28 protein-coding genes, 1 tRNA gene and 1 pseudogene are annotated in these 26,903 nt (G+C 70.1%); 14 read left to right on the top strand and 16 right to left on the bottom strand.

Features of this window, described 5'->3' with window-relative positions; translation table 11 throughout:
* Positions 1-80 precede the first annotated feature (80 nt).
* Positions 81-359, top strand: a complete 279-nt coding sequence (locus DQW85_RS42585) for a GlsB/YeaQ/YmgE family stress response membrane protein (protein ID WP_113705415.1) — start codon at positions 81-83, stop codon at positions 357-359.
* Between the two features lie 122 nt (positions 360-481).
* On the opposite strand, the gene DQW85_RS42580 is transcribed toward DQW85_RS42585, so the two are convergent.
* Positions 482-1,762 carry a DUF2637 domain-containing protein gene (locus tag DQW85_RS42580; RefSeq protein ID WP_162795838.1) on the bottom strand — a complete coding sequence of 427 codons (1,281 nt, stop codon included), beginning with the start codon at positions 1,760-1,762 and terminating at the stop codon, positions 482-484.
* An 86-nt stretch (positions 1,763-1,848) separates the two neighbouring features.
* Here DQW85_RS42580 and DQW85_RS42575 point away from each other — a divergent pair, with 86 nt between their 5' ends.
* Both DQW85_RS42575 and cysS read left to right on the top strand, forming a co-directional pair.
* Positions 1,849-2,235, top strand: coding sequence for a PPOX class F420-dependent oxidoreductase (locus DQW85_RS42575; protein ID WP_113705413.1), 387 nt, complete (start codon positions 1,849-1,851; stop codon positions 2,233-2,235).
* A 65-nt stretch (positions 2,236-2,300) separates the two neighbouring features.
* Positions 2,301-3,692 (top strand): cysteine--tRNA ligase, encoded by a 1,392-nt coding sequence (gene cysS / locus DQW85_RS42570; RefSeq protein ID WP_113705412.1) that lies wholly within the window; start codon positions 2,301-2,303, stop codon positions 3,690-3,692.
* Here the strand turns inward: cysS and DQW85_RS42565 are convergent.
* Together DQW85_RS42565 and DQW85_RS42560 are read right to left on the bottom strand one after the other, a co-directional pair.
* Positions 3,682-4,401, bottom strand: a complete 720-nt coding sequence (locus tag DQW85_RS42565; protein ID WP_113705411.1) for a hemerythrin domain-containing protein — start codon at positions 4,399-4,401, stop codon at positions 3,682-3,684. The genes cysS and DQW85_RS42565 overlap by 11 nt on opposite strands.
* A 159-nt stretch (positions 4,402-4,560) precedes the next feature.
* A complete protein-coding gene (locus DQW85_RS42560; protein WP_113705410.1) occupies positions 4,561-5,127 on the bottom strand; it encodes a TetR/AcrR family transcriptional regulator in 567 nt (188 codons plus the stop codon).
* A gap of 183 nt (positions 5,128-5,310) precedes the next feature.
* Here DQW85_RS42560 and rlmB point away from each other — a divergent pair, with 183 nt between their 5' ends.
* Positions 5,311-6,273: a 23S rRNA (guanosine(2251)-2'-O)-methyltransferase RlmB gene (gene rlmB, locus DQW85_RS42555; protein ID WP_113705409.1), complete on the top strand. Its 963-nt coding sequence runs from the start codon at positions 5,311-5,313 to the stop codon at positions 6,271-6,273.
* 20 nt (positions 6,274-6,293) lie between these two features.
* Positions 6,294-6,366 (top strand) — tRNA-Thr (locus tag DQW85_RS42550).
* Positions 6,367-6,426: 60 nt separating this feature from the next.
* Here DQW85_RS42550 and DQW85_RS45320 read toward each other — a convergent pair.
* Entirely contained in the window at positions 6,427-6,597 is a 171-nt protein-coding gene (locus tag DQW85_RS45320; protein ID WP_162795831.1) for a hypothetical protein, read from the bottom strand.
* On the bottom strand, positions 6,527-6,928 hold the full coding sequence (locus DQW85_RS48470) for a tyrosine-type recombinase/integrase (RefSeq protein WP_162795837.1): 402 nt from the start codon (positions 6,926-6,928) through the stop codon (positions 6,527-6,529). Before DQW85_RS48470 ends, DQW85_RS45320 begins: the two co-directional genes overlap by 71 nt.
* A 71-nt stretch (positions 6,929-6,999) precedes the next feature.
* Between DQW85_RS48470 and DQW85_RS42540 the strand changes: the two genes are divergently transcribed.
* The 3 genes and pseudogenes from DQW85_RS42540 to DQW85_RS48465 all read left to right on the top strand — a co-directional run.
* Positions 7,000-7,263: a hypothetical protein gene (locus tag DQW85_RS42540; protein WP_113705407.1), complete on the top strand. Its 264-nt coding sequence runs from the start codon at positions 7,000-7,002 to the stop codon at positions 7,261-7,263.
* A gap of 467 nt (positions 7,264-7,730) precedes the next feature.
* The gene (locus DQW85_RS42535) at positions 7,731-8,087 is read left to right on the top strand and encodes an Imm8 family immunity protein (protein ID WP_113705426.1); all 357 of its coding nucleotides are present in this window, start codon (positions 7,731-7,733) and stop codon (positions 8,085-8,087) included.
* Positions 8,088-8,293: 206 nt separating this feature from the next.
* Positions 8,294-8,440, top strand: a pseudogene (locus DQW85_RS48465) (IS256 family transposase); the annotation flags it as partial.
* 75 nt (positions 8,441-8,515) lie between these two features.
* Here DQW85_RS48465 and DQW85_RS42525 read toward each other — a convergent pair.
* Positions 8,516-9,049, bottom strand: a complete 534-nt coding sequence (locus DQW85_RS42525; protein ID WP_240197788.1) for a dihydrofolate reductase family protein — start codon at positions 9,047-9,049, stop codon at positions 8,516-8,518.
* A gap of 68 nt (positions 9,050-9,117) precedes the next feature.
* On the bottom strand, positions 9,118-9,957 hold the full coding sequence (locus tag DQW85_RS42520) for a helix-turn-helix domain-containing protein (protein WP_205315824.1): 840 nt from the start codon (positions 9,955-9,957) through the stop codon (positions 9,118-9,120).
* A gap of 802 nt (positions 9,958-10,759) precedes the next feature.
* Here DQW85_RS42520 and DQW85_RS45315 point away from each other — a divergent pair.
* The gene (locus DQW85_RS45315; RefSeq protein WP_162795836.1) at positions 10,760-10,900 is read left to right on the top strand and encodes a hypothetical protein; all 141 of its coding nucleotides are present in this window, start codon (positions 10,760-10,762) and stop codon (positions 10,898-10,900) included.
* A gap of 153 nt (positions 10,901-11,053) precedes the next feature.
* On the top strand, positions 11,054-11,326 hold the full coding sequence (locus DQW85_RS42515) for a hypothetical protein (RefSeq protein WP_162795835.1): 273 nt from the start codon (positions 11,054-11,056) through the stop codon (positions 11,324-11,326).
* A 6-nt stretch (positions 11,327-11,332) separates the two neighbouring features.
* On the opposite strand, the gene DQW85_RS42510 is transcribed toward DQW85_RS42515, so the two are convergent.
* Together DQW85_RS42510 and DQW85_RS42505 are read right to left on the bottom strand one after the other, a co-directional pair.
* Positions 11,333-11,734 (bottom strand): hypothetical protein, encoded by a 402-nt coding sequence (locus tag DQW85_RS42510; protein WP_113705404.1) that lies wholly within the window; start codon positions 11,732-11,734, stop codon positions 11,333-11,335.
* A gap of 321 nt (positions 11,735-12,055) precedes the next feature.
* The gene (locus DQW85_RS42505) at positions 12,056-12,757 is read right to left on the bottom strand and encodes a DUF998 domain-containing protein (RefSeq protein ID WP_205315823.1); all 702 of its coding nucleotides are present in this window, start codon (positions 12,755-12,757) and stop codon (positions 12,056-12,058) included.
* 707 nt (positions 12,758-13,464) lie between these two features.
* On the opposite strand from DQW85_RS42505, the gene DQW85_RS42500 reads away from it, so the two are divergent.
* Positions 13,465-13,854 carry a PepSY domain-containing protein gene (locus DQW85_RS42500; RefSeq protein ID WP_113705403.1) on the top strand — a complete coding sequence of 130 codons (390 nt, stop codon included), beginning with the start codon at positions 13,465-13,467 and terminating at the stop codon, positions 13,852-13,854.
* A 298-nt stretch (positions 13,855-14,152) separates the two neighbouring features.
* On the top strand, positions 14,153-15,688 hold the full coding sequence (locus DQW85_RS45310) for a hypothetical protein (RefSeq protein ID WP_162795834.1): 1,536 nt from the start codon (positions 14,153-14,155) through the stop codon (positions 15,686-15,688).
* Positions 15,689-15,708: 20 nt separating this feature from the next.
* On the opposite strand, the gene DQW85_RS42485 is transcribed toward DQW85_RS45310, so the two are convergent.
* The 6 genes from DQW85_RS42485 to DQW85_RS42460 all read right to left on the bottom strand — a co-directional run bounded on the left by DQW85_RS42485 (position 15,709) and on the right by DQW85_RS42460 (position 23,720).
* Positions 15,709-18,930, bottom strand: coding sequence for a helicase HerA domain-containing protein (locus tag DQW85_RS42485; RefSeq protein ID WP_113705401.1), 3,222 nt, complete (start codon positions 18,928-18,930; stop codon positions 15,709-15,711).
* Positions 18,927-19,565 (bottom strand): hypothetical protein, encoded by a 639-nt coding sequence (locus DQW85_RS42480; RefSeq protein ID WP_113705400.1) that lies wholly within the window; start codon positions 19,563-19,565, stop codon positions 18,927-18,929. The genes DQW85_RS42485 and DQW85_RS42480 overlap by 4 nt, the downstream gene beginning before the upstream one ends.
* 2 nt (positions 19,566-19,567) lie before the next feature.
* Positions 19,568-20,668, bottom strand: a complete 1,101-nt coding sequence (locus tag DQW85_RS42475) for a hypothetical protein (protein WP_113705399.1) — start codon at positions 20,666-20,668, stop codon at positions 19,568-19,570.
* Positions 20,665-21,210 (bottom strand): DUF4365 domain-containing protein, encoded by a 546-nt coding sequence (locus DQW85_RS42470; RefSeq protein ID WP_240197787.1) that lies wholly within the window; start codon positions 21,208-21,210, stop codon positions 20,665-20,667. The genes DQW85_RS42475 and DQW85_RS42470 overlap by 4 nt, the downstream gene beginning before the upstream one ends.
* Before the next feature lie 8 nt (positions 21,211-21,218).
* Positions 21,219-22,817 (bottom strand): alpha/beta hydrolase, encoded by a 1,599-nt coding sequence (locus DQW85_RS42465; RefSeq protein ID WP_162795833.1) that lies wholly within the window; start codon positions 22,815-22,817, stop codon positions 21,219-21,221.
* Between the two features lie 147 nt (positions 22,818-22,964).
* Positions 22,965-23,720 (bottom strand): class I SAM-dependent methyltransferase, encoded by a 756-nt coding sequence (locus DQW85_RS42460; protein WP_113705397.1) that lies wholly within the window; start codon positions 23,718-23,720, stop codon positions 22,965-22,967.
* A gap of 72 nt (positions 23,721-23,792) precedes the next feature.
* On the opposite strand from DQW85_RS42460, the gene DQW85_RS42455 reads away from it, so the two are divergent.
* Positions 23,793-24,362 (top strand): CGNR zinc finger domain-containing protein, encoded by a 570-nt coding sequence (locus tag DQW85_RS42455; RefSeq protein WP_113705396.1) that lies wholly within the window; start codon positions 23,793-23,795, stop codon positions 24,360-24,362.
* A gap of 320 nt (positions 24,363-24,682) precedes the next feature.
* On the opposite strand, the gene DQW85_RS42450 is transcribed toward DQW85_RS42455, so the two are convergent.
* Positions 24,683-25,042, bottom strand: a complete 360-nt coding sequence (locus tag DQW85_RS42450) for a hypothetical protein (protein ID WP_113705395.1) — start codon at positions 25,040-25,042, stop codon at positions 24,683-24,685.
* Positions 25,043-25,306: 264 nt separating this feature from the next.
* Between DQW85_RS42450 and DQW85_RS42445 the strand changes: the two genes are divergently transcribed.
* Positions 25,307-26,903, top strand: a 1,597-nt coding sequence (locus DQW85_RS42445) for a glycosyltransferase family 2 protein (RefSeq protein WP_162795832.1), incomplete at its 3' end; no start/stop codon positions are given.

The raw sequence follows: 26,903 nt of genomic DNA, 5'->3' as shown, positions 1-26,903 counted from the left end.
GCCACGAATATTCGTCCGGGAAGGGGTACTGATCCCACCGTGAGAGTGAATGGCTCACCCTCATCGGGAGGTTTCGTACCATGACAATCCAGTCCATCCTTGGCGCGATCGTCATTGGCGCTGTGATCGGCGCACTCGGCCGTCTGCTGCTTCCCGGCAAGCAGGCCATCGGGTGGATCCTCACCGTCGTCGTCGGCATCGTCGCCGCGCTGATCGGTACGCTCATCGCACAGGTTCTCGGCGTCGCGACGACCTCGGGCATCGACTGGATCGAGCTGGTCATGCAGGTCGTCCTGGCGATCGTGGGCGTAGGCCTGGTGGCAGGGCTCCGACGCGGCAGCGGCAAGACCACCCTCTAGCCGTCCTCCAGCCGGCGAGGGCCGGCGCCGGCGACGGCGTACGGGCTATCACGGTCATACGGAAACACCCGCTCGGTCCGTCCGAGCGGGTCTCCGTGTTGCCGGTGAGCCGTCGCCCGGCGTCACTCCTCCGGCGGCAGGGGCGTGCTGCGGAGACGCCCGGAGGGGGCGTCGTGGTCGTGGAGCACGGGGTGCGGTGCGGTGTCCTCCATGGCCGTGACAGGGTGCGGGGCGGTGTCCTCGTGCCCGGACCGGCCGGGCGCGGACTCGGACGGGTCGGCGGCGTCCGGGCCGTGGTGAGGGTCGGGGTTGCCGGCCGGTGCGCCGGTGAACGCGCGTACGGGCTGGGTGTCGACGTCCTTCTCGGTGACCGGACGCGGGTGCACCAGGACGTCCGTCGGCTTCACCCGGTCACCCCAGCGAACGGGACGGCGCTCGGGTTCGACATCGGGAACGGGCTCAGGCTCCTCATCGGCCACCTCCTGACCGGCCGCGGGCTCCTGGTCAGCCCGTAAGTCCCGAACCGGCTCAGGCTCAGGCTCGGCGTCCGGCTCGGCATCCGGCTCGGACTCCGGCTGGGGGTCGGGCTCGGGGTCGGGCTCCGGCACGGGGTCCGGCATGGGCTCAGGCTCACGTACAGGCTCGGGCTCGGGGTCGGGGTCGGGGTCGGGCAGAGGGGCTGCGTGCTTGGGCAGTGGGGCTGCGTGCTCGGAGGCGGACGGGTCGGCGACACGCCCGGACTCCGATGTCGCCCAGCTCGTCACCCGCTCCGAGACGGGCGGCGTCCCCGGAGCAGGGGTGGGGCCGACCACGGGTGCGGGCTCCAGCACCGGCTGCGCGGGCGGGACCAGCGGCGGTGCGGTCGGCGGTGTGGTCGGGGGTGTGGTCGGGGGTGTGGCAGATGGTGCGGCAGGCGGTGCCGGCGGAGGCGCCGCGTCCCCCGCACGGCCGCGCCGGAACGGGACCAGGTCCTCCTCCACCGTCTCCTCGGCGCTGTCGTCACCGGCCGAGGCGCGGCGATCCTGGACGTGCTTGATGAGCAGCAGCCACAGCCACAGCCCCAGGGCCAGCATGACCCAGGGCGCCAGCGCGACGCCCACCACCGCGGGCCGTACCTCTAAGTCGAGCCGCAGGGCCGTCGTGACGTTCGCCGCCGCGGCGGCCACGATGAGCAGGACCAGCACGGTCGCCGCCTGCACCCGCACCAGCAGCCGGGCCGAGCGCAGCAGCAGCACGCTGATCAGCGCGACGGCCAGCAGCGCGTCGAAGCCCGCCGGATAGAGGTAGGCCAGCCCGGGCCGGGCCTCGCCGCGGATGGCCAGCGCCCGCAGGTCGTCGAAGGAGAGCGCGCACGCGGCGCCGGTCAGTGCGGCGACCGCGACGCCGGCGAGGGCGATGCCCACGCGGCGGAGGGTGAAGGGGGGAGTCACGTCCATGGCGTTTCGAGCCTACAGAACAATGGTGTCCAGGACCGATCAAGGAGACACACATGGCGGAGCTGTCCGAAGGCGTGCGCGAGCTGTTCGACGGACCCAACTACGCGACGGTGACGAGCCTCAACCCGGACGGCTCGCCGCACAACACCGTGGTGTGGGTGCGCACGGACGGTGACGACGTGATCTTCTCGACTGTCGCCGGGCGGCGCAAACCGCGCAACTTCGAGCGCGACCCCCGCACCAGCCTTCTCGTCATCGACCCCGCGAACCCCTACCGCTACGCCGAAGTGCGCGGCCGCGTGACCGTGGAGGACGACCCGGCCGGCGACCTGATCCAGGAGCTCTCCCACAAGTACAGGGGAAAGCCGTGGGAGGACCACCCGGGGAACCGGCGGCTGATCGTGAGGGTCACTCCGGAAAGGGTCATCCTGCGAGGCTGATTATTCGCACCTGCGAGGATGATTATTCGGCATGTGAGCGCGGCTGAGGCGTTAGCCTTGCGTTCGTGAGCCTGCACCTGTACGACACCACCACGCGCGCCATCCGCGAGTTCGTTCCGGTCGAAGCCGGCCGGGCGTCGATATACCTGTGTGGGGCGACCGTGCAGGCTCCGCCGCACATCGGGCACATCCGCTCGGGCGTGAACTTCGACGTGCTGCGCCGCTGGCTCACGCGTTCCGGCTACGACGTGACGTTCTGCCGCAACGTCACCGACATCGACGACAAGATCATCAATGTGTCGGCCGCGGAAGGCGTGCCGTGGTTCGTGGTGGCCGAGCGCAACCAGCGCGCCTTCACCTGGGCGTACGACACGCTCGGCTGCCTCCCGCCCACTGTCGAGCCGCGCGCCACCGGGCACGTGCCCGAGATGATCGTGCTGATGGAGCGGCTGATCGAGCGCGGCCACGCCTACGCCTCGGGCGGTGACGTCTACTTCGACGTCCTCTCGTACGCCGACGAATACGGCAAGCTCTCCAACCAGAAGCTGGAGAACATGAGGCCGGCCGCCGACACCGACGACGAGTCGTGCAAGCGCGACCCGCGAGACTTCGCCCTGTGGAAGGGCGCCAAGCCCGGCGAGCCCACCTGGCCCACCCCGTGGGGCCCCGGGCGTCCCGGCTGGCACCTGGAGTGCTCGGCGATGGCGACCAAATACCTCGGGGCGACGTTCGACATCCACGGCGGCGGGCTCGACCTGACGTTCCCGCACCACGAGAACGAGATCGCCCAGTCGCAGGCGGCGGGCGACGGGTTCGCGCGCTACTGGATGCACAACGGCATGCTCAAGATCGGCGCCGAGAAGATGAGCAAGTCGCTCGGAAACTCGCTGCTGATCCCCGAGATGGTGCAGAAGGTGCGCCCGGTCGAGCTGCGCTACTACCTGGCGGCGCCGCACTACCGATCCTCCATCGACTACTCGGAGGAGGCGCTGCTGGAGGCGGCGGCCGCCTACCAGCGCATCGAGGGCTTCGTGACGCGGGCCGCCGAGGTCATCCATGACGTGGACGCCGACGCGCCGCTGCCCCAGGCGTTCGCCGACGCCATGAACGACGACCTGGGCACCCCGCAGGCGCTGGCCGTGGTCCACGAGGTGGTGCGCGAGGGCAACGTCGCGCTGGCCCACGGCGATAAGGAGGCGGTGGCGCGGCTGCTGGCCGAGACGCAGAACATGCTCGACGTGCTCGGCCTCGACCCGAGGTCGCCGCAGTGGCGCTCGGCCGGGTCCGACCTCAAACCGGTGGTCGACGCGCTGGTGGCGGTGGCGCTGGAGCAGCGCCAGGCGGCCAGGGCCCGCAAGGACTACGCGGCGGCCGACGCCATCAGAGACCAGCTGAGCGCGGCCGGCATCACGGTGGAGGACACGCCGCACGGCGCCCGCTGGGAGCTCAGCCGCTAGCGGGCTCGACTGCCCCGAACACGCGGCGCTCCAGGTTCTCGTAGGACCGCCCGAAGACCGCGAGGACGAACCTGCCCGCCAGGCCGGTCCGGCGCTTCAGGTGGCGCTCCTCCGCGGGCAAGGCCACGCGGGCCAGCCACGGCAGCACCTTGGCGAGCCGGCCCAGCCCCAGCGTCCGCCACATCCGCCTCTCCGCGGACCCGTAGTCGGCCACGGAGACGTAGGTGGAGATCACGGGCAGGACGTCCTGCTCCAGGTGGCAGAAGTGCAGGTCCATCGCGTCACTGGCCGCCGCCAGGGCCGCGGCCAGCCTCGCCACGCCGCAGACTGAGGCGCGGGCGAACTCCTCGGCGGCCGTACGCATCCCGGCCACCAGCGGGACCAGGGCCCTGCGCTCGTCGACGTAGGCGTCCATGTCGATCGCTCCGCCGGCGGCCTCGTCGACGACGGGCCAGACGATGCCCACCTCGCGCCTGCCCTGCAGGGCCAGCTCGTCGCAGAGCATCGTGATGTAGTCACGGATGGCCTCGGCCCGGTCGCTGGGGACCGCCGTCGTGTCGTCCCTCAGCACCGCGGCCAGGTCGGCCAGCCTGCGAAGATCGTCGCGCCATGCCCTGTGGACGATCCGCACGCTCGTGAGATCGGGGTACGGCTCTCCGGCCCGGCGTCGGGCGACGCTCAGGCCATGGGTCTCGTCCGCATATGTCATGACTGCGCTTCCATCCTCTCTTCGCAGTACAGCCGGGCACACCCTGCCTCGACCAAGATCGGCCCTCCTCCAGGAACGCCCTCGACATTAGGGACGCCCCTCGATCCGGGCGGCCCCGCCCCGATCAGGGGACGGCGGCCCGGAGCCATGGATATGGCCTCAGGCGGTCGTGTAGGCGGCGAGCAGGTTCAGCGCCCCGCGTACCGCCTGGTCGAACGGCTCCGTCGAGTCCGCCGCCTGGGCGAGCACGTACCCGCCCTGCACCACCGCGACAAGCGCGGCGGCTGCGTCCACGGGCACCAGCCCGGCACCGAACTCGCCTCGCTCCTGCCCCTCCACCAGCAACTGCTCGATACGACCGCGCAGCCACTCGAACGTGTCGTTCAGCGGTTCGCGCAGCAGCGCGCTGGCCGCCACGTCCGGATCGTGGGCGAGCCGCCCGACGCGGCAGCCGCGCAGCACCTCGCGCTCGCGGCACAGGTAGGCCGCGATCCGCTCGTACGCGGTGCCCGGCCGGCTGAACCGTGCCTCGGACTCCGCGCACAACTGCTCGGCACTGCGCCGGATCGCCTGAAGCGCCAGGTCCTGCTTGCCGGAGAAGTGGTGGTACATGCTTCCCTGGCCGGCCCCCGCTCGCTGCTGGATGGCCTTGGGGCTGGTGCCCACGTACCCGCGTTCCCAGAGCAGTTGCTGCGCGCTCTCGATGAGTCGCTCTGCGGTGCTCACCTGAGCTACTGTACCTACTAGTATGTACAGATCGCAACCCCACCACCACCACTGACCTGCGAAAACACCGATCAAGCCGGTGTCGTAGGCCCTGGTGACTCGAAGCGGGCGGTACGAGTGCCTGCGTTGGCCCGGACTTTGATCAGGCATGAGGTGGGTGACGGCCCGAGTACCCTTGTTGCCATGGCAGCTGGTGGCAGGGCGTCTGGCAGGCCCGCGAAGAAGAAGGGCCCGTCCAAGGGCGCCGGGGGGCAGGGGCGCCGGAGCCTCGAAGGCAAGGGCGCGACCCCGCCCGCCGAGATGCGCCACTGGTACAAGGACAAGGCGCGGGCCGAGCGCGTCGCCCGCGAGGAGCGAGGCGGACGCCGCCCGGCGCCGGCCGCCCGCCAGCGGCGTTCCGAAGACGCGCCCGAGCACATCAGCGGCCGCAACCCCGTGCTGGAGGCGCTGCTCGCCGGTGTCCCCGCAAGCGCCCTCTACGTCGCCCAGCGCATCGACAACGACGACCGGGTGCGCGACTCCATCAAGATCGCGGCCGAACGCGGCATCGCCCTGCTGGAGACCACCCGCGACAAGCTCGACCGCCTCACCGACGGCGCCGTCCACCAGGGGATCGCACTCCAGATCCCGGCCTACGACTACGCGCACCCGTCGGAGCTCGTCGACCTCGCCCACGACGCCGCCGAGGTGCCCCTGGTCGTGGCGCTCGACGGCGTCACCGACCCGCGCAACCTCGGCGCCATCGCCCGCTCCGCCGCCGCCTTCGGAGCCCACGGCCTGCTGATCCCCTCCCGCCGCTCGGCCGGAGTCACGGGCGGCGCCTGGAAGACCTCCGCCGGCACCCTCGCCAACCTGCGCGTGGCCCGCGCCGCCAACCTCACAGCCGCCCTCCGCGAATACCGCGACGCCGGCCTGTTCGTCATCGGCCTCGACGGCGAAGGCCGCACCGACATCGGCGACGTCGACCTCCTCACCGAGCCCCTGGTGCTCGTCATCGGCTCCGAAGGCAAGGGCCTGTCCCGCCTGGTACGCGAGCAGTGCGACGTGGTGGCCCGAATCCCGATGCACGCCGCGGCGGAGTCACTCAACGCCGGGGTGGCGGCGGGCGTGGCACTGTACGAGGTCGCTCGTCACAGGAGTCGCTAGCGTCTACACTGATAGGCCGCGCCGACGTAGCTCAATCGGCAGAGCATCTGTCTTGTAAACAGAAGGTCAGGGGTTCGATTCCCCTCGTCGGCTCTGCAACCGAAGGCCCCTGAACAGGCAATACGCCGTCAGGGGCCTTGCGTTTTCCGATCTTCAACCGGTGTCTTGAGCGCCTTTGGGAGCCACCTTGGGAGCCACCGGGGTCTGTGCGCCCAGGAGCACGCGGGAGATGGCCTCCGCGGCCGCCCCCCGGTCAGCCTCCAGTAGATGCCCGTAGACGTCCTTGGTGATTGCGATGCTGGCATGGCCGAGGACTTCGGACACGACGTGCAGTGGTAAGCCCTGGGCCAGCATGAGCGACGCCCCGCAACTCGTGCGGGTGCCAATGGCCGAGCCCGGCTTTCTTGGCCAGCCGGGAGAAGAGATGCGAGAAGGTGTCCGGGTCGGATGGATCGCCGAAAGCAGTGGGGAATATCAGGCCGTGCCCTGTCCAGTGCTCGCTGGCCTTGAGGCGTTCCATGTTGTACACGGCCTTGTGTCGCTTGATGGCCTCGACCAGTTCGGAGGTGAGGCAGATGACACGGCGTGAACGCCTGGTCTTGAGCTCAGCAATGCGATCAAGGGGGCGGACGACGATTTCATGGCCGCGAGACATCCGCGCGGGTGCTCGGTTTCGAATAGAGCTGGCCGGGGTTTTCCGGTGTCCCGACCAACACAGGAGCAGACATGCAAGCTGACATCTCCCGCCCCACCCGCCGCTGGGTCCGACTGCTGGCATCCCTGGCCGTCGCGACCGCCGGCCTCACCGTCACCGGTGCCATCGGCCCGGCGACACCGGCCAGCGCCTGCTGCTTCGAGGGCCGACACCCCGACGAAGAAGGCTTCGTGGTCGTCGAACGCCCCGGTTTCGGCAACTACGACTACGTCTACGACAGCGGGCGGGTCCGGGAGTATCGCAACTTCACGTTCTTCCGCGAGTACCGCCGCTGACGACGAGCGCCCGTTCCCGCTGACGGCCGGTCAGCGGGGGCGGGTGCCGTACCGCCGACCTGGCACGTACGTCCCGCAGTTCCGAGAAGATCACCTACACGATGCACCACTTCACGTGGTCCAACCCGGAAGGCTCCGGCCAAGGTGACGTGTCCGCGCTTCTTACGCCGAGTCGCCGACAGTATCGAGAGCTTGGGAAACGTCCAGGTTCCGACCTGATCATGCACAACGAGATCACGGTGGACGGCGACTAGCCCCGCCTCACCGTGTACTTCGACTACGTCGCCGACGAGTCCTAACCAGCGGGCACACCATGATCGTCGTGCAATTAGCGTGCAATTAGACGGGGTGGCGAGGGGTCAACCACGGTCACTCAGGACCGACCTCTTGCCCAGCTCGGAGCCGCCACAAGCCATGATCGGTGCAGTTCCCAAGCTGACAGCCCACTTGTGCGCGATCATGGGACGATGAGAGTGCGAGTAGGAGAGTTCCGTTGGGTCGATCTTGAGGCGGGACGGAGAATCGACGATCCGGCCAATGCCTGCGAACTCTTGGAAATGCATATCCGTCCCCAGGGTGAGCTAGGCGAGGAACGCTTCCAACTCACCGTCTGCACCCCGTCGGCCCTCACGGAGCAACTTAGACACCGCCCCTTTCTCATCGGTCGGCACTGGCTCTTCGTTGCCGAACTCCATCCCGACAAGGTGACCGAGTGGTTGAGCGATCGGATTTCGGTACTGGCGATCCAGCATTGTTGGGAGCCACCTTGGGAGCCACCGAGCCGAACGATCGTGAACTCTGGCGAACTGCTGCGGACGGTGTGACATCCAGCGACCAACCCGGCGAACGCGTCCGGACGGCTCTGAAGATCGTTTGGGGACCTTGTGAACAGAAGGTCAGGGGTTCGATTCCCCTCGTCGGCTCTGTAGCGGAAAGCCCCCGAGCAGGCATTACGCCGATCAGGGGCTTTCTCTTGTCAGGACAATGTGGGCGGGGTCGTTGGGGCTCAGGTGGGCCGCGACGACGTGGACAGGTGTGCCGCAAGTGCGTCTACGTGGGGATCATGAGCCTGGATCCGACCGGCAAGGACCGCAAACGCTGGATCAGCCGCTGGAAAGCCGCCTTGAACGCCTTCGCCATCACCTTCGAAGGCCGCCTGGCCCCGACCAACCGATAACCAATCAAGATCGAGATACACAGATCGATCATCGGCGCATCCGATAGCGCAGGTGGAGCACCCGGTTGCCCTGGATCACCACGTCAGCATCCTCCAACAGGTGCTGTGCGTCGACCGACCCGAGTAGCGCTTGCCGGACCCGAACACCACGGGCGCGACGTCCATGGCGACCTCGTCGACGAGCCCGGCGGCCAGCACCTGGCCGCCGACGTCGCCGGCGGCGACCTCGACCGTGCGGTCGCCCGCAAACTCCTGCGCCTTGGCCATGGCGGCCTCGACGCCGTCGACGAAGTGGAACGGCGCCTCGGGGTCCCAGCCCTCGGGCATCGGCCGGTGCGACACGACGACCACGTGGTCGATCCCGCCCGGTGGCGTGCCGCCCCAGCCGTCCGTCACGTCGAAGACGTGGCGGCCGACGATCGTCACCCCGATCTGGTCCCAGTACGGCCGGGTGTAGTCGTAGGACGCCTGCGACACCTTCACCTCCCCGCTCTCGTCCAACGGGACATCACCGCTGGACATCCAGTCGAACAACGGTCCGACCTGGTCGTTCTCGTCCGCGATAAAGCCGTCCACCGACACCGTGCTGTACATGACCACCTTGCCCATGGGGCTCTCTCCTCTGCTCGGGCAGTGCCAATACTGGCGTGTCGGGAGTCGCCGGTTCTTGTAAGAAATCAATCGGCCGGCAGCGGCCCGACGTCGAGCGCATGGCCGGGATGTTCGCGCAGGAACCGCCGCCGGACGTCGACGTACCGGGTCGGCGTAAGCCCCGTGAACCGCCGGAACTCGTGGCCGAAGTGGGCCTGGTCGAAGTAGCCGGCGCGACCGGCGAGGTCGACCCAGTCGACCGGTCCGGCGGGGTCGATCGCGAGCACGGTGGCGGCGAAGCGATAGGTGCGGGCGAGCCGCTTCGGCGTGATGCCGATGAGCTCCTTGAACCGCTGTGCAAGATGGGTGCTGCTGACGCCGGCCGCCACGCTCAGGTCGCCTATCGCCACCGCTCCGTTGGCCGCTGCGATGACGCTGCTCGTGTGGCGGACCAGCCCCAGGCCGGCGGACTCGCAGAGCCGTCGCATCAGCTCGTCCTCGAGCAGCGTCAGCCTCTCGTGCGCCCCGGCCGCCGTGGCCAGCCGGTCGCGCAGCTCAGCAATGATGGGGCGGCCCCAGATCTGCTCCACCGTCACCGGCCGGTCGCACAGTTCGGCCGCAGGCATCGGCAGGAACGGCGCCAGCCCCCACGGCTTCAAGTGCACGCCGACTGAGCGGGTCCCCGGTGGGTAGCCGAACTCGAAGGCGCGGGTGGGTGTGGTGACCACGCAGCCATCGGCGTACTCGGCCGTCTCGATGTCGTTGCCGGCGCGGATGCGGAACGGCGCCCCGAGGTTGAGGATGAGCACCGCCGACGGCATCGGCGGCAGCGTCAGCCGGGGGTACGGTGGTGCGCCCTCCAGGTAGTAGAGGTCGTCGATCAGCCCGTCCAACGGTGGTCGCGGCACTCTGGACACGTACTCCACGCGTCACAGCATCGCCGATGCATGGGCGGGCCGCCAGGTTCGTCGTACGCCGTCCGTCGCGGAACTGCGGCGGGCTCTTCTGCTTGCGCCCGGCCACGGCCCCACGTCGCCCTCATCCGCGACCACCTCCTCCAGGTGACCCGCTTATGCTGATCCGCAGGACATCGAATCCCTCCACCCCGATGCGGGCTCTACCGGATTGACTTTGGGATCGGGGCGCTGGTGCTGGGGGTGCGTTCGTTGCGCGGGACCGGGAAGGGCCGGGTACGAAGCGGGTTGAGATCGTCTATGTCCATGTGGCGGGGGACCAGCGGATTCCTCGGGCGTGGGAGTCGGCGCAGCGGTCGGCCTGGGAGGCTGACCAATCGCTGGACGCGAGGCGCGGCGGCACGACGGGGCGCTGCGGTCTCGGTGCGCGGTGACAAAGGACCGCAGGCCGACTCTCGCCCCGGGCCGGGCCTGGCAGCCGTTCCCCTGATCGGCGGCGGTACAGCAAGGGCCGCCACGGCTCAGCAGCCATGGACCACGATCACCCACCGGGGGATCGGTGCCGACGACGCCGAGAGACTTCCGCTGCGGGCCTGGTCACCTGCAAGGACTCGTGAGGCCGGGTGTCCTTCGGGGAGTGCCTCCCGCTGGCGCGAGCACTCCCGCAGGTAGCTAACAACTCAAGGGTCGACACCCGGATCACGGGCTCGGCCTCCGGCACCGGGGTGCCCAAGGACTCGGACTCGGTCATACCCGGATGGTAGTGACAATCCGCCGGGCGCCAGGAGATGCGGTGGGTGGCTCGCGCGGTTGGATGAGGCGGCGATCCGGACCGGTCGGAAGCGGTGACTCCCAGATCACCGATTCGCATCGGGACGCCGGTGCCTTGCTGCTCGACAAGGCGCTGCCCGCCAAGGCCGGTCTCCACATGTCGTACATGTACGACGCGGGGTGACGGGGGTTGGCTCGGCGGACGGCCTTCGTTCTTCCTCGTCGACGGATCGAGGAGACGGCCACTGTCGGAGTCGACCGGGCGGCTGATCTTCCGTGGGGGTGGGGCGATCGGACTGCCGACTCACTCGAGTGCAAGCGTCGCCGCGAGATGTCCATGGAGGCATTCCTTGCCCCGAGGCGACAGGCCGCGGCTCCGGTGACCATCGAGTGGTGGGGCTGGGCGCCCGGTTACGACAAGGTCGCCGAAGCGTGGAACGCCGCGCAGCCCAACATCACGGTGAAGTTCACCCAGACCGAGTCCGGGGCCAAAGGCGGCTACCAGAAGATGCTCGGTGCGGTGATGGCCGGTGCGAGGGAGCTGCGCCTGTTCGCCAGCCTCGGCCTGCGCCCGAACACCACACGGAGATCACCCATACCCTGGCCCTAGGGACGTTCAGGAGTGGGCGGCGCGGATCTCCGTCACGGTGAACTCGTCAACGATGTGCCGGTTCTGCACCAGGAACCCCACCACGCCCGCCACCGCCTCCGCGCCCAGGGCGGCTCTCACCTGTGCGCTCAGGAGGTAGACGAAAGGGGTCGACGGCTGGGTGAGCGCCAGGTCGCGGTCGTGGCGGTGCACGTCCTGCAGCGCCTTGATCGGGATCGGTCGCTCGGTGGTGAACCACGCCGCCACCGCCCACAGCGGCAGCGACGGATCGACGTCGACAGAGGCTTGGTAGCACGTGACGCAGCCGTGTCCCGCGTGCTGACCATGCGGGCACGTCCACTGGGCGACGTCGGCCCAGCTTTGGTCATGGGTGTTCAGGACCGCCTCTTCGGTGACGCGGCGGCGCACCGGCCTGGACCGATCCTCCCCTGGAGAGAAAGAGTCGCTGCTGATGATGGATCCCTTCGTGGCGGCATTCCGACACATCGGAGCCTAATCTCGTAACGCGATCGGCATCCCCCGAGCAGTCGGAGTCGCGGGCGTGGGGCCTGGGGGCGGTCCCTGGCGGCGGCAGCACGGGACACCACACCGACCGCCGTGCGCGCCGTGCCCAGCAAGCCCGGGGCCTCAGGCTTCGAGATGATCGCCGCGTGTCCAGGCAGGTGCGGCCCCGGGTCCCGATGCCCGTGTCCTCCAGCCGTACACGTACATGCGTGTATTTCGTGATCTTCACGGGCCGTGCCTCCCGGCGTGGACAGGAGCCGGGTTCTCGAGGCTGCGCAGGTGGAGGGCCAGCAGGGTCAGCCACCCCCAGCCAACGGCGATGGTCAGCCGCTGCAGTAGCCCACCGATTTGGACGAGGCCCTCCGCTTGCGCAAAGGCCTGCCCGGACAGGAAGAAGCCGATGACGAACAGCGCGGCTGTGACGGCCGAGTAGATGGCCCATCCGCGTTCGCCCCACCCGGCGAAGCGCCGCGCGAAAACCAGGCACGTGGCCGTCAGCGCGGCGAAGACAAGCAGCGAGAAGGGGAAGTCGTGGAGCGTGCCGTGCCAGGTGTGCACGCCTTGGACGGGCGTGCCGAGGGGATAGCCGCTCACGGGATCGGTCACGAAGACACCGGCGCCGATCAGGCCGATCGCGTATGTCCCGACCAGCAGTGGTCCCCAGGTCGAATCTCGCCCGGCGGCGTGAAGCGCTCGGCGGAGACCGATGGCGAAAAGGAGCATCAGCAGGCCGGTGATGACAAAGTTGGCTATCTGCATCCACCCGGAGGGGCCCAACGCCAGTGAACTCACCGGATGGCGAAGGGCGCTGTAGTCGGTGCGGGTTGCGCCTTCGATGAGGAAGGCGATGACGAACAGAGGTCCCCCGATCGCACCGCATGACAGGAGGGAGGAGGGCCGAACTGCCGGCATGATGCGCAGGCGCATTGGTCCTTCTTTGTCGAGAAGTCTTTGGGCGACGGCGACTGGTGCAGCCGGTACCTGACGCATCGTCAACCATAGACCATTCTCGTGCTAGTCAACCATGGTTGCCTATGGCGGCGGCGCGCGGGGCCTTGCGGTGTGGCGCGCCAGTCGGCGCAGTACGTCGGCGACTCGCCGCTGTCGAGCGGGTGGCCGTACCGCTGGTATGCCTCGTCCTCGACGATCGTGGCGTGCTCTCCATGAGTGCCTGGCCTCGGCGAGGAATCAGGTCCGGGGCACATATGCATTTCGCCATCTGAACTGCCGCGGGAAAACAGTTGCCGTGGGACGGATGCGGGATGGTCTTGAGCACGTTCTCGCAGCTTCCCGCATAAAAGTGGACGGTCGGCCAGGGCGTGATCGGGTAGCGGGCGTAGTCCATATTGCCCGACTTTCGGGCGTGCCTTTATGGAGTTCCGGGCAGCGTAATCAGCATGAATGGTGGAAGACGGACAAAGGCCATTATTGGCACCATCTTTGCCGGCTCGGTCTTGCTCACGGCCGCCGCCTGCGGAAGCGCCCACACTCAGCCCGGTGGCGTCAAGGCAGCGCCCGCGGGGGCCGCCGTCGCCGGCCTCGTGTCGCCATCGGGGGCACCGAGTGACCCCAGCGGTAACCCCAGCCGGGGACCCGGCGGCACGGCGAGCCTCGACGAGGCGGGCGCCGCGGCCATGGACGCCGTCAAGGGCTCCACGCTCCTCTCGGTCCAGTCGGAGAACGACGGCCAGATCTGGGGGATCCAAGTGGCCGGATCCGACGGCACGGAACGGCTGCTGGAAGTGGACGCGTCGGGAAAGGTGGTCTCGGGACCCAGGGTCAAAGACACCGGCGAAGGGGAGAAGGCCAGGGTCATGGGCATGGTCAAGGGCTCCGAGGTCACCTTCAAGGAAGCCGCGGAGAAGGTGTCCTCCTCGGTGCCGCAAGGCAAGATCACCCACATGAGCCTGGACAGGTACAACGACAACCTCCTCGTCTGGGATGCCGATGTCGTCACCGAGGACGGGACGTGGCACGGGGTCAGGGTCAACGCCGAGGACGGCACCGTGACCAAGAACGGGTAGACGGGCTGATCTCGCGCTCGACGTTGCGGACCCGTGCCATCGAGCGGGTGGTGTTGAAGACGGCCTTCCGCGGCCGCGCCTCGCGGAGGGGTGGTGCGGGCCCGACATCTGTGAGAGCGCTCCCTCGCTGGGCGTCCATGCCGCCGCGGTCCGACCTCACATCGGACGCTTGACAGGTGTGCACTACTTGATGTCACGTCGCCGCAGCCATTGCGTTACCGACCGCAGGGAGGCTTCAATACCCGATTGAGAGAGCGCTCTCTCGAAGATCGTCCGATTCCTCTGCTGGAGGCCCCCCGTGTCAGCCGATCACATCCCCTCGCTCCCCCTGTCCCGTCGCGGATTCGTCGCGATCTCGGCGCTGGCGACCGCCGCGGCCTCCGCCGGGCTGACCGGTACGGCCGCGGCGAGCACCGGTACCACCCGGGCGGGCACCACCCGGGCGGGCACCACCCGAGGGAGCACGACCCATGGCGGCCTCGTGGACCCGCGTCTGGCCGGATCGGTCGATCGTGCCTATCGATATCTCGACGTGGTCCTCGACGCCTACGGGCAGGGCGGCGCGCCCCGACTCGCGCAGAGCTACAACAACGAGTCGGGGCTGCTGACCACCGCCTTCGTCTACGACAACGCGCTCGCGCTCATCGCCTACCTGTCCCGCCCGACCAGGGACAACGTACGGCGAGCGAAGATCATCGGGGATACCTTCCGATGGATCCAGGAGAACGACGAGACATTCACCGACGGCCGCGTCCGCCAGGCCTACGCCGCCGGGCCGATGACCTTCTACGGCGGCGGTCCCCGCTTCCCCGGCGTCCGCCGCGACGACGGCAAGGCCGCCTTTCTGTGGCCGTTCGGGTTCGGCGGGTCGGCCGTGGGCGACATCGCATGGGTGGGGCTATCGCTGGCCCATCTCGCCGCGCGCACCGGGCAGCGGACCTACCTCGACGGCGCGGTCGCGCTCGGAGAGTGGATCGTGACGAACAGCGTCTCGCCGTACCGGTACGGGGGCTATCTGGGCGGCGTGCAGGCGGACGGCGTGACCAGGCAGAGGTGGGCCTCCACCGAGCACAACATCGACGTCTACGCGCTGTTCCGGGCCCTCGGCGGGCTCACCCGGGACCGGGCCTGGTACGGCCGCGCGAACGTGGCCAGGGACTTCGTACGGGCGATGTGGGAGCCCAGGGCCGGGTTCTTCTGGACCGGCACGCAGGGCGCCGGGGCCGCCGACGATCCGAACGAGATCAATAAGAGCCCGCGCCCCGAGGACGTCAACACCTGGTCCTTCCTGTCCCTCCGCGACCGGACCTTCGCCCGGGCGATCGACTGGACCGCCAGGGAGCTCGCCACCACGGATCGTGGCGGCGTGTCGGAGAACTCGGAGCTCCCCGCGGGTTACCAGGTCTCCGGGGTGACCTTCAGCGACGTCTCCAAGACGGCCACCGGGCCGGTGCCGAACGGCACCGGTGACAACAACCGGGACGCCGTATGGTTCGAGGGCACGGCGCACCTGGCCGCCGCGCTCGTGGCCCGTGACAGCAGCGGCGACCGTTCCCGGGCACGCCGGTACCTCGCCGAGATCGCCTCCGCGCAGGGCGCCCTCGGCGCCGGCCAGACGGTCGGGCTGACCAGCGACCCCGACGGGGGCCGGCTCTCCAACCCCGGCGAGGGCGGCACCTGGACCGGCAGTCCGCTGCCCGCCCGGTCGGGCGTCGTGGCGGCGTCGAGCGCGTTCGACACCGGGTTCGGCTTCGGTTACTTCCAGCGTCAGCATGTCGGCGCGACCAGCTGGTACGTCATGGCGGCGCTGGGGGTGAACCCGTACCGGATCTGACGTGCCACGGACGGCGTCCCTCATGCGGACGCGCGCCGCATGATCTCCTGTTCGGTGAGCGGGCCGGTGGGATGGTGGCTCAGGCACTGCGGCGTGCGGATCAGCACTTCGGGGATGCTCTCGCTCGCCGTATAGAACTGTCCGGTGTCCAGGCGTCCGACCCGGTCGGCCCGGCCGCCGCGGGCTCGGGCCAGCGCTTGGACGACGGAGATCTGCGTGGGGCGGTTCATCCTGCCGATGAACTGGGTCGTGGCGTTGCCGGCGATCTGGTTGTGGAGGCCGCGCGGTGCCTGGGTGGCGAAGACGAGGCCGAGGCCGTACTTGCGCGCCTGCGACGCGAGCGTCAGCGTGCTGGCCAGCGCCTCGGTCCTGGGCATGGCCGGCACGAGGGCCTGCGCCTCGTCCATCACGTACAGGCCGTTCAGGGGGCGGCCACGCGCCGGGTTCTGCTTGATCCAGGAGAACAGGGTCATCTGGAGCTGGCTGACGAAGCCCGGCTTCGCGTCGTCCGTGAGGCCGATGAAGCTGATCACCGATACGCGCGCCCGTTTGCCCGACGACGGGGTGAGGAGCTGGACGGGGTCCGCCGGCTCGCCGTCGCCCGCGAAGAGCGGGTCGTTGATCGTGGCGGCGGTCAGGAGCTGCCCCAGCTCGGCGGCGATCTGGTCCGCCCGGTCGATCTGGCTGACCTCGAACGGCAGAGCGGCGAGCATGCCGAGGAACGCGGTGAAGTCGCCGCCGCACGAGCGCGCGAAGTGGTCCAGTGCCTGGCGGAGCACGGCTTTGCCCTTGCGGGCCTTGGCGCTCGCTCCGTCGACGTTCGCCCGGGGGGCGAGCGCCGAGACGGCCAGGCTGAGCGCGGAGTCCAGCTCGTCACGGTCGTCCAGGACGGCCGCGAAGTCCGGGAGCGGCTGGAAGCTGAGCGGGCGCCCGCGGGAGCGGCCGGGGGTCCAGACCACGACCTCGGTTCCGGCGAAGTAGCGGGCCGCCTTGTCCGGGTCGTCGGCGCTCCACCCGGGGGGCGGGGCGGGCCAGGCGTCGCCCAGCCGGGCGAGGTCGTTGTTGGGGTCGAGCACGATCGAGGACACCCCGTGCAGCGCGCACTCCTCCACGAGCCGTCGCAGGAACACGGTCTTGCCGGAGCCGGATCCGGCGAAGACGGCCGTGTGGCGAGCCAGCATGGCCAGCTTCAGCGAGAGGTCGGCGCCGGTGTCCAGCCGTCTACCCACCGGGATGACGGCCACGTGACCGTCCGAGGGCTCGGGAGAGGCCCGCTCGGCTGCCTGCCGCGGTGGGCCTGGCTCGCGGGACGCCGGTTCGGCTCCGTGCCGCGGTGGGCCTGGCTCGGGAGACGCCGGTTCCGCTCCCTGCCGTGGCGGGCCTGGATCGGGGGGTGTCGGCGCTCCCAGCAGGCTGCTGAGAAGTTCGGTGCCGCTCGCGGGGCGGCGGGCCCGCAGCCAGGTGTCGAACTCTGGATCCTGGTCGGCCGCCATCCGGCGCAGCGCCTCGAACACGCGCAGGTCGTCACCGCGGAGCGTGAGAGCCTGCCCGCCGCAGTCCTTGAGCTGAGCGACACGGGCCTGGGTCGCCGGCCCGTCGGACCACGCGTGGTTCCGCAGGACGACGAAACACCGGTCGGGGATCTCGGGCCCGAGCCCCGACGCCTCGATGCCGTCGGTCAGCCGTTTGAGCGCCGCGATCGGATGCCGAGCGCCGATCATCCGGAACGTCCAGTGCCGCTGTTCCTCCGAGTCGGGGTCCAGCGCCTGGCGCAGCCTCGCGTGGAGACCGGGCCTGCGGCCAGGCGGCGGGTCGACGGAGAAGGCGCGGCCGGCCTCGCCCTGCTCCGTGATCCAGGCGGTGAGGCCCGCGGCGAGCAGCGGGGGAGCGAGTTCGTCCTCGTGTTCGGGGTCGTACGCGTTCGCGATCTCGGCCTGCGCGCGTAGCGCGGCGAAGCGGGCGTCGAGCCGGGCGAGGTCCGTCTCGGGTACGGCGGGGGCGTGCTCGGCGCGGAGCGAAGTCGCGTGGCCCGGGCCGTCACGGTCGAAGCGCTCCAGCGGGCTCACCGTGCCCTCCGCGCGGCATGCCTCGATGTGCGCGCTGATGCGCCGGAGCAGTGTCCTCGGAGTGTGGCCCGGCGCTGTCTCGAACGCGGCGGGGGCGATCGGCCAGACCGGGCTGGGCGGGGTGAAACCCGCGTTCGCGAAAGCCACGGCGAACCGCCGCTCGACCATGGTCCGGGCGATCTCCGCGCTCGCGATCGTGTCAAGGATCAGCGACGGACGGAACCTGTCCTGCGCGGTCCCGATGGCACGCTCCTTGATCAGATTCCACGAGGAGGGGAGGCAGGCCACCAGGCAGAGTGCTCGCTGGGTGGCGTGCCGCAGCGCCATGAGGCCGCCCGCGATCTCGTCGACCATGTCCTTGCGGGGCTCCGTGCCGGGTGGCGCGGTGGCGGCCACCGTTCCCTCGACCGGCCGGGAGTGCCCGAGGATCGCGTCGATCTGATCCACCGCGATGACGCTGGGGCCGGTCAGCGCGAGAATCATCGACAGCTCGACCGCGATGTCGTGGGGGTACCTGAGTCCCCTGCCCATGCCCCAGGCCCGACGATCGCCTGCCTCGGCCTCTTCAGTCGACATCAGGTGATCGTGGGCGACGTCGAGTGCCGGGCCGGAGGCGGCGGCGTAGAGGGCGAGGGCACGGATGGTGTCCCGGCACCGCAGGAGCCGTCGATCCCTGGCCAGCAGGCCGTCCACCAGAGCGTCGAGATCGTCTCGGGTGATGCCCGTGTCCCGCTCGATCGCCGCCCCGATCCGGTCACCGGCTCCCGCGAGCGCGGCCAGGGCGCGCAGCGCCACCATCGCCTGGATCGGAGCCTGCGGGCCCGCGGCCGAGCGGCCCAGGTCCTCGACCATCGCGCCCGTGGTCTGACGCCAGAAATCCTCTCCCGCGCTGAAGTCGACCAGGAAGAAGTAGCCGCCCGCCTGCGCGATCCTGCCCCTGACCCAGCCGAGGAGGTGGGTCTTGCCCGCGCCGCCCTCCCCCTGGATCACGACCCCGAGCGGGCTCGTCCGGGAGGCGAGGGACGCCTCGTCGATGCCGTCGAGGATCAGCCGCTCCGCCCTCGGGTGCATCCCGTCGACGTGGAAGGGAGGTGGGTTCCAGGCATGCTCGGCGGTTGTCGCCCAGTCGAGGACCCTGGAGACGGCGCGCAGCGCCCGTTCCTCGGATTCGTTCATCGTGCCTCGATCGCCAGCAGGTGCTTGCTCACTCCGCTCACGAGCACGGCCGCTTCCCTGTCATCGTCGGTCAGGGTCTTCTGGTCCGCCTCCGGCGCCAAGTGGACGTCCGGGAGCAGTTCCAGCCGCCGCAGCGCCTCGTCCACCTCGTCGGGGGGAACGTTCCCGAGGAGCGGGCGGAGCCGGGTCAGGAGCACCCAGTCCTGTGGTTCGCGTGCCAGCCGCCAGTAGGCGTCCCGGATCGCCTGTGTCAGGGGAACGGCCTTCGCGGTGCCGTCCGTCCGGGCCGTGACGACGAACTCCGCCAGGCTCAGGTCCGTCGCGTCGAGGTAGCCCTTGAGCAGGCCGAGAACGCCGTAGAGGGTGCGGGCGAGCGGTCCACTGCGTGCTGCCGGGGCGGTGCCCGCGAGTTCGGCCACGCACCAGGTCCAGCCGCCTTCGGTGAGCGTGTGATGGTACGTCCTGCCCGGCTTGTCGCTTTCGACGAGACCGAGCCTGTTCAGACGGCGCCGGGGCTCGCCGTCGAGCGCGTCGCCGACGTGGTCTCGGAGTTCGAGGTTGGACGCCGATCCGCCGAGCGTCATCAGGCCGAGAAGCAGAGCCCGTTCGCGGGGCCTCAAGGCGGTGTTCTCCATGGTCAGGTCTCCTCGGATCGATCGTCTGTCACTCTGCCGAAACTGGTCGCCGCCAGTTCGCGACGGCCGTGGACTTCCATGAGCGTGCCGCGAGCGCGTACGGGGTTCCCGTTCCGGTGCGCCTCGACGGCCAGGTCGTACGCCGTCTCGTCGGGCAACCGCACCCAGGTCGAACCGCGGGCCTCACCGTCCCCGATCGACACGACGCCGCGGACGTGGACCCGGAACCGGTCCTCGCCGCCGTTGTCGAAGAGCGTGCCGATGAGACCGGTGACCGAAGCGCTCTCACGGTGGAGGCGCCGAAGCCGGTGCGCGACGCGGCGGAGCAGCGTTCCCGTCTCGGCCTCGAAGACCACCTTGCCCGCGGGCACGTCGGAGGGCAGCCCCCGCGCCCAGCGGAAGCCGACCTCGAAACGGGAGCCGGGATCGCGGCCGGCGAATCGCGCGAGCGCGAGGCAGAGATCGGCCGACGCGCCGTCCCGCACGATGCCGTCGAAGGCGCTGATGTCTCCGGTCCTGCGCGCCTCGGCGCCGGCCTCGCGCAGGAGCACCGTCGCGCGCCGGAGCAGGATCAGGGTCCGGCGGGCCAGCGGCGGGTCGCCGGACTCGTCGCCATCCAGGGGAACGCGGACGGTGAGAAGGTCGCCGGATGGCACGATGGGTCCGATCCGGACGCGAGCGAGCAGTTCACGAACTTGCCTGGGCGCCACGCCGTCGAACACCGGCCGGGATCCGGACAGGGCGGCACGGGCCGCCGCGCTCAGGGCGGCTTGGGCGCTGGTGAGCGCCGTGACCGCGTCCAGGAGCCCGAACTGCCCGTCCAGCGGGACGATGGGAGCGCGGTACCACTGGACGTCGGCCATGGGCGCGCCGATGTCGGAGGCGATGTCCTCACGGGAGCGGCCTTCCACCTTCGCGAGCAGCGCGAGGATCTCCCTGACCCGCCGCGGCCCGTCGCCGAGGCCGTCCGCGCCGGGCACCAGGATCTCGTGATCGCCTTCGTGCACCCAGACGGCCGCGCCGCGCCACTGCTCCGGCTGACGGGTCCAGCCGGTCACGGCGAGATAGCTGTTGATGTCGGCGACCGACAGGTTCGCCGTCAAACGACCGACTCGCTGGGCGCGCCGACGAGCTCGCGTAAGGCGCGAACCGTGAGGACGTTGCCCAGCGGCACCCGGATGGACGGGTGGCGCTTCGTGCTCGGGGACGCGATGGGCTGCTCTCCCTCGAACTCCCGGTAGTAGCAGAGCCGGCTGAGCGTCAGCCCCTCGGTCTCCACCCGCGCGTAACGGTCGCTCTCCTGTGGAACCACGACGACGAACAGGTAGCGCGGAACGAGGAACGGGCCCGCGGCGAGCTTGTTGTACTGCACCTCGTTCAGACCGTGGAATTGCAGGTCCGGCCCCTTGCATGACGGCACCGACCACGACTTGACCTGTACCTCGATCGCGGGCGAGGAGATGTGTCCGGCCCTTCCCGGATAACGGAAGCCGAGATCGATCCCGTCATGGTCGAGGTCGTAGGTGTAGACGAGGAGCCCCGCGGCCGAGGCGAGCGCCCGGACGTAGTCTTCGGCGAACTTGCCTTGATGGTTCCGCTGGTCCAGCACGCAGTCTCCCTCGCCGCCCACCGTCCGGATCCGCACGCAAGACACTATCTTCCGAACAGCGGGGTGATGGGAGGGTTTTCGCCGTGAGTGTCGTGAGTGTTGCGAAGCGGAGTCGGCGGCGGGTCCGGGACTGACATCGGCCTTGTGGGCGGGCGGGTCGAGTATTCGGGCGCGCACCGGGTTCCCGGCGGGGGGATCGTGCGGTTGATCAGGTACGCCGCGATGTGGGCGCGTGCGCAGGCGCTGTTGTCGGACTGGCCGTGTCCGATCCCGTCGTACTCGAGGATGACCGAACTGGGCATCTGCCGGGCCGCGGCGTAGGTCCACACGGCGGGCGTCGCCACGTCGTGACGTGCCTTGACCAGCAGGATCGGCGGCGTGCCGGTGATCCTGAGGCGGTGTTGCGGGTTGGAGACCCTGCCCCGCCAGTTGAGGCAGTTGACCACGTCGCTCCAGAACGGCGAGAGCTCCGTGTGCGGGGCGAGCGCCTTGAGCCGGCGCCGGTAGCCGTCGAGCTGGGCGAAGCTCCTGACGTTCCACTTCCAGTCGGAACACCAGATGGCCGGGTAGGCGTAGTTGACCGTGCCCGGCTCCGGCGGCGGGTCGGTCGCCCGTCTCGACACCCGGCCGTCCACCAGGGAGTCCAGCCGTGAGGCGAGCCGGAACCAGCCGACCGACGGCAGGTACATGTTCTGCAGCACCTCCACCCGCAGCTCCTCGTCCGACATGGGGACGCCGGTCTGCGGGTCGGCCAGGGTGCCCGCCTTTGCCCTCCGGTACAGGTGGTCCCAGAGCGCCGTGGCGTCCCGGCCGTGCAACGCGCACGTGGCGGTGTCGTGGCACCACGCGGAGAACGCCCGGAGGGAGCTCTCGAAGTCCTCGGTCATGGTCTTCAGGTAGTCGTAGGGCGAGATGATGCTGTGGTCCATGATCGATTCGAGCGCCATGGCGCGGACGTGCCCGGGGAAGAGCTCGGCGTACTGCTGCCCTACCTGCGTGCCGTACGAGGACGCGTAGAAGCTGATCTCGCGTTCGCCGAGCGCCGCCCGGATCGCGTCCACGTCGCGGGCCGCGCTGGTGGTGTCGACGTGGTCGAAGAGGTCACCGGTGCGTTCCCGGCAGTTCGTGGACAGTCTCGCGTTGTACGCCAGCCACCCGCGGTATTCGGCCTCGGTGGCGGGATAGGTCTGTGGCGAGCGTTCGACCAGGTCCGCGCTGCAAAGGACGGGGCTGCTGCGGCCGACCCCGCGCGGATCCATGCTGACGACGTCGAAGTACCGGCGCAGCGGGCTGCCGTCGGGGATCGTGCGGCCGTGGATGTAGGCGTCGAGCCCGGAGGCGCCGGGCCCGTTCGGGTGCACCACCAGGACCCCCAGCCGCTTGGCCGGATCGCGTGCCTTCAGCCGGCCGATGGCGAGGGAGAGCGTCTGCCCGCCGGGGTGGGCCCAGTCCACCGGCACCTTGAGGCCCGCGCACTCCGCCCTGCGAGCGGCCGCCCCGCACGCGGACCAGCCGATCCCGGCCGGCGTACCCGTTTGCGGGCGTCGGTCGTCCCGCACGCCCGGTCGGGCCGATGCCACCCCGGTGAGCTGGGTCACCAGTGCGAGCCCGGTCAGAGCCGAGGCGAGCACCCGGCGTCTCACCTTGATCCTTCCGAAGTCCCCCGGGACGCCGGGTCCGCGGCGGGCTCGGGACTCCCGTCGTGGGCGGCGGCCGGCGCCCATCCCCTAAGGGTACGACTGACCTGGTCAGGGGCTCGGGGGGAGGGGGAAGGGACCTCCAGGGCCGGGCTAGCCGCGGACCGCGCAGAGGAGGCGGTTGTTCCCGCGCTGCCAGATCGTGCCGGTCTCCGTGAAGCCGGCCCCGCGCAGGGCGCCGACGTGCTGGGAGAGCAGGTGCGACTCCGAGCCGTGGTGGCTCGCCCCGGCGGTGGTGCGGGCCGTGTTGAGCTCCGTGAAGGCGGGGTCGGCCGAGATGGCGTCCCACCAGTCGCGCCAGTCCTCGTGGGGCTCGCCGCCGAAGGCCCGCTCGGTCTGCCGATCGTGTACGGCCCGCTCCAGGCGGGCGATGGCCGGGGTGTCGTCGTCGGAGTCGGAGTGGTCGCCGTTCAGCAGGAGCCCGCCGGGACGCAGCACGGTGGCCAGTTCGGCGTACACGCGCCGCAGGTCCGGCTCGGAGATCCAGTGCAGGGCGGTGGTGCTCACCGCGGCGTCAGCCGGCCGGTCCAGGCCGAGGGACGCCGCCCAGCCGGGCTCGCGCAGGTCGAGGGCGACGAACGTCAGCTGCGGATACGCGGCCCGGCCGAGGCCGAGCAGGAGCGGGTCGGCGTCGACCGAGACCACCGTCGCCTTGGGCAGCCGCTCCAGCAGCCGGGCGGACAGCGAGCCGGGGCCGCAGCCGAGGTCGATGACGAGGGGGTCGGGACGGCCGAGGGCCTCGACGGCGTCGATCAGCACGGTGAAGCGCTCCTCGCGGTCGGGCAGGTAGCCCTCCTGCTGGCGATCCCAGCGCGCGATCCACTCCAGTGCGGCATCGTGGGTGAGCACAATCGACTCCTTGTGACTGTCGTCTACAATTTCGACAGTTACAAGCTAGAGGACAAGGGCGTAACTGGTCAATTGAATTTCAACAGTCACGCGGACTCGGTCGTCAGGGTGGCGGTGGCGCTGGTGAACGCGCTGACCCCCGGGGAGAGGCGTGGGCGCCCCGCCCCGCCGCCGGACGATCTCGCCGCCGAAGCCGCCGCGGCCCTGCGGTCGGCCTATCCGAACCACCGCGACGTCACCGAGGCGGAGGGCACCGAGCTCGCCGAGGTCGCGGCGCGGCTGCGCGCCGTGTTCGGCGCGGTGGCCCGGCAGGACATCGACGCGGCGGCCCGGCAGGTCAACGCGCTCCTGGAGGAGACCCGCGCCCGGCCCATGCTCGAACGGCACGACGGCGAGCCGTGGCACCTGCACTTCCACGGGCCTGGCGGCACCATGGCGGGCGACTGGGCGGCCAGCTGCGCCACCGCGCTCGCGATCGTGCTGGGGAGCGAGTTCGGCGACCGTCTCGGCGTGTGCACCGCGCCGCACTGCGACCGGGTCTACGTGGACGTCTCCAGGAACGGCACCCGCCGCTTCTGCTCCACCGCCTGCCAGAACCGGGTGAAGACGGCGGCGTTCCGCGCCAGAGGCAAGGGGCGGTGACGGAAGGGGTGGTGACGGAAGGGGTGGTGACGGCAGGGGTGGTGACGGCTCGGCCCCCTGCTCCAGCTCCCCGGGGCGGCCCGGGGAGCTGGAGCCCGTTCATTCGGCGGCTAGCCGTTCTGCCTCTTCGTGCAGCACGAGGGTCAGGAGGAGCTCCATGCGGAGCTCCTCGAAATCAGGTGCCGCGAGACCGTCAAGGACGCGCATGGTTGGGCCTCCCTGTAGAAAGGACGCCTCACGGCTCGCATCGGTTCACCTGTCGCGCGAATATCGGCCCGGCTGCTATCGGCTCGGGCCCCCATCCCGAAACCGGTCCATCGTCAGGCCACGCCCGACAGGCCCGTGGGGCGATGGAACTCCATCTGGGCGTACACGATCTCCTGCCGTTCCTTGCTGATCTTGTCGCAGATGACCACGTAGGCGTTCAGCACCTTGAGGTACGCCTGGCGTGCCTCGTCGAGCTGGGCGCCGAGGGCGAGGGTCCGCACCGGATCACCCTGCAGCCGGGCCTCGGCGTATCTCGCGTGCGCCTCGTCCACGATCTCCTCGGCCCGCATTCGCGTACGGCGGAGCAGTGCGGAGCACTCGTGGAGCTCGGCCAGCCGCGCTGTGGAGACGATGTGCTCGGCGGCGTGGACGACCGAGCCGGGCGCCCTCTCCCTGTGGAGATCAGATGCCATTTCCCCCCCACCTCCCCGGTCAAGGTTGCCTAAGCGTAGACGCGCGATGGCCGCCCGTGGATCACCGCCGGACTGTGGGGGTAAGTCACTCCTACCGGTGTAGAACTTCTCTACTCCGAGGAGGAAAACACCATCCCTGAATGTAGTTCGGTGCTTACGGATAGTGACCGATTCCCGCGTTAGCGCTTCACGCCCGCCACTCGCCGTCACATACTGAAACGAGATGGACGCGGACTGTAGCGACTGAGGGGCGCGGCGGTGGCCATGACGACATCGGGTAGTGGCGGGGACGGCACGGAAGACAGTACGGGGGAGAGCGCGGCGGACGCGGCCGACGTCAGCGTCGTCATCCCGGCCCGCGACTGCCGGCCCTATCTCGACCGCTGCCTCACCTCGGCCCTGGTCCAGCGGGTCAAGAAGGAGATCGTCGTCGTCGACGACGGGTCCACCGACGGCAGCGCCGAGCTCCTCGACCTCTACGCGGCCTATCACCCGGGGAGCGTCAAGGTGGTCCGCCTCGAGGGCTCCTCCGGTGGCGCCGGACGCCCGCGCAACATCGGCCTCGAACACGCCACCGGCCGCTACGTCTTCTTCTGCGACGCCGACGACTACCTCGGTCCCGAGGCGCTCGAGCGGATGGTCGCCATGGCCGACCGCAACGGCTCCGACATCGTGCTCGGCAAGATCGTCGGGCACGGCCGCCGCGCCCCGGCCTCGATGTTCCACCGCGACGCCGACCGCGCCGACCTCGGCGACAGCGCCGTCTACAACAGCCTGTCGTGCTTCAAGCTGTTCCGCAGGGAGATGCTCGTACGGCACCGCATCAGGTTCGCCGAGCGGGTGATGGTCGGCGAGGACATCTACTTCACGGTGCACGCCTTCTGCCACGCCGGCGCGATCTCCGTGGTGGCCGACCACGACTGCTATCACCTCGTGGCCAGATCCGACGGCAGCAGCATCATGCAGCAGGCCGGCAGCCGCGATCCGCTCGCCTGGCTCACCATGATCAGGGGACCGATCCAGCTCATGGCCGAGCACGTCGCCCCGGGGGCCCTCCGCGACCACCTGCTGCTGCGGCACTTCAGGCTCGACGTCTTAGCGCAGCTCGCCGTGCCGTTCCTGGAGGCGGGGGAGGTGCGGCGCAAGGACATCGCGCAGGAGGTGGCCGCGCTGTGCGACGAGTGGCTGACCCCCGGCGTGCACGCGAGGCTGAGCGGCATCGACAGGCAGCGGCTCGCGGCGCTGGACGACGTCGACCGCCTGGCGCGGCTGGCCGCCATCCAGATCGCCGCCGTACGCCGGCGGCTGACCGGGCTGCGCTGGGATGCCGACCGCCTGCTGGTCACCGGCACGGCCGCGCTCGAAGGCATCCAGAAGGCCGACGGGATCTCCGTCGTGCTGCGGTCGCGCCAGGACCCGGCGCGGGAGGTGGTGGTGCCCGCCGGGCGCGACGGGGCCGGGTTCGCCGCGCGCGTGGACGTGGGCGCCCTCGGCTCCGGCCTCTGGGACCTGCGGATCGCGATCGAGGTGGAGGGCGTGGTCAGGACCGGCAGGCTGGGCGCGGACCGCGATGACGACGTCGCCCGGCCGGCTCCCCGCCTCATCCGCGACGTGGTCGCCATCCCGTACTTCACCAAGGACAACGGCAACCTCAGCATCGACGTCGGCGGTCACCTGCTCCCGGTGCCCGGGACCGTGCGCATCATCCGCACCAGGTGGGCGCTCGGGCAGCGCCTGGTCATCGACGGTGAGGTCTCCGTCGGCGGACAGGCCCCGGCGGCCTCGGCCATCCGCCGGCTGGTCTGGCGCGAGCGGCGCACGGGCGACGAGCGCGCGGACCGGGTGGTCGCCCTGCCGGGCG

Origin of the sequence: Nonomuraea lactucae (assembly GCF_003313395.1) — a bacterium.
GTDB classification, from domain to species: Bacteria; Actinomycetota; Actinomycetes; order Streptosporangiales; family Streptosporangiaceae; genus Nonomuraea; species Nonomuraea lactucae.
Note: the sequence above shows the minus strand (reverse complement) of the source record. Positions and strands in the feature narration are given on the sequence as shown.

What these genes read in the sequence shown, in the direction of transcription:
- DQW85_RS42525 (WP_240197788.1), bottom strand. Translation starts at nt 9,049, where the DNA reads ATGGGCAAGGTGGTCATGTACAGCACGGTGTCGGTGGACGGCTTTATC.
- DQW85_RS42500 (WP_113705403.1), top strand. Translation starts at nt 13,465, where the DNA reads ATGGACGCCGTCAAGGGCTCCACGCTCCTCTCGGTCCAGTCGGAGAAC.
- DQW85_RS42575 (WP_113705413.1), top strand. Translation starts at nt 1,849, where the DNA reads ATGGCGGAGCTGTCCGAAGGCGTGCGCGAGCTGTTCGACGGACCCAAC.
- DQW85_RS42540 (WP_113705407.1), top strand. Translation starts at nt 7,000, where the DNA reads ATGCAAGCTGACATCTCCCGCCCCACCCGCCGCTGGGTCCGACTGCTG.
- DQW85_RS42585 (WP_113705415.1), top strand. Translation starts at nt 81, where the DNA reads ATGACAATCCAGTCCATCCTTGGCGCGATCGTCATTGGCGCTGTGATC.
- DQW85_RS48470 (WP_162795837.1), bottom strand. Translation starts at nt 6,928, where the DNA reads ATGTCTCGCGGCCATGAAATCGTCGTCCGCCCCCTTGATCGCATTGCT.
- DQW85_RS42450 (WP_113705395.1), bottom strand. Translation starts at nt 25,042, where the DNA reads ATGGCATCTGATCTCCACAGGGAGAGGGCGCCCGGCTCGGTCGTCCAC.
- rlmB (WP_113705409.1), top strand. Translation starts at nt 5,311, where the DNA reads ATGGCAGCTGGTGGCAGGGCGTCTGGCAGGCCCGCGAAGAAGAAGGGC.
- DQW85_RS42480 (WP_113705400.1), bottom strand. Translation starts at nt 19,565, where the DNA reads ATGGAGAACACCGCCTTGAGGCCCCGCGAACGGGCTCTGCTTCTCGGC.
- DQW85_RS42515 (WP_162795835.1), top strand. Translation starts at nt 11,054, where the DNA reads ATGGAGGCATTCCTTGCCCCGAGGCGACAGGCCGCGGCTCCGGTGACC.
- DQW85_RS42505 (WP_205315823.1), bottom strand. Translation starts at nt 12,757, where the DNA reads ATGCGCCTGCGCATCATGCCGGCAGTTCGGCCCTCCTCCCTCCTGTCA.
- DQW85_RS42535 (WP_113705426.1), top strand. Translation starts at nt 7,731, where the DNA reads ATGAGAGTGCGAGTAGGAGAGTTCCGTTGGGTCGATCTTGAGGCGGGA.
- DQW85_RS45315 (WP_162795836.1), top strand. Translation starts at nt 10,760, where the DNA reads ATGAGGCGGCGATCCGGACCGGTCGGAAGCGGTGACTCCCAGATCACC.
- DQW85_RS42485 (WP_113705401.1), bottom strand. Translation starts at nt 18,930, where the DNA reads ATGAACGAATCCGAGGAACGGGCGCTGCGCGCCGTCTCCAGGGTCCTC.
- DQW85_RS42565 (WP_113705411.1), bottom strand. Translation starts at nt 4,401, where the DNA reads ATGACATATGCGGACGAGACCCATGGCCTGAGCGTCGCCCGACGCCGG.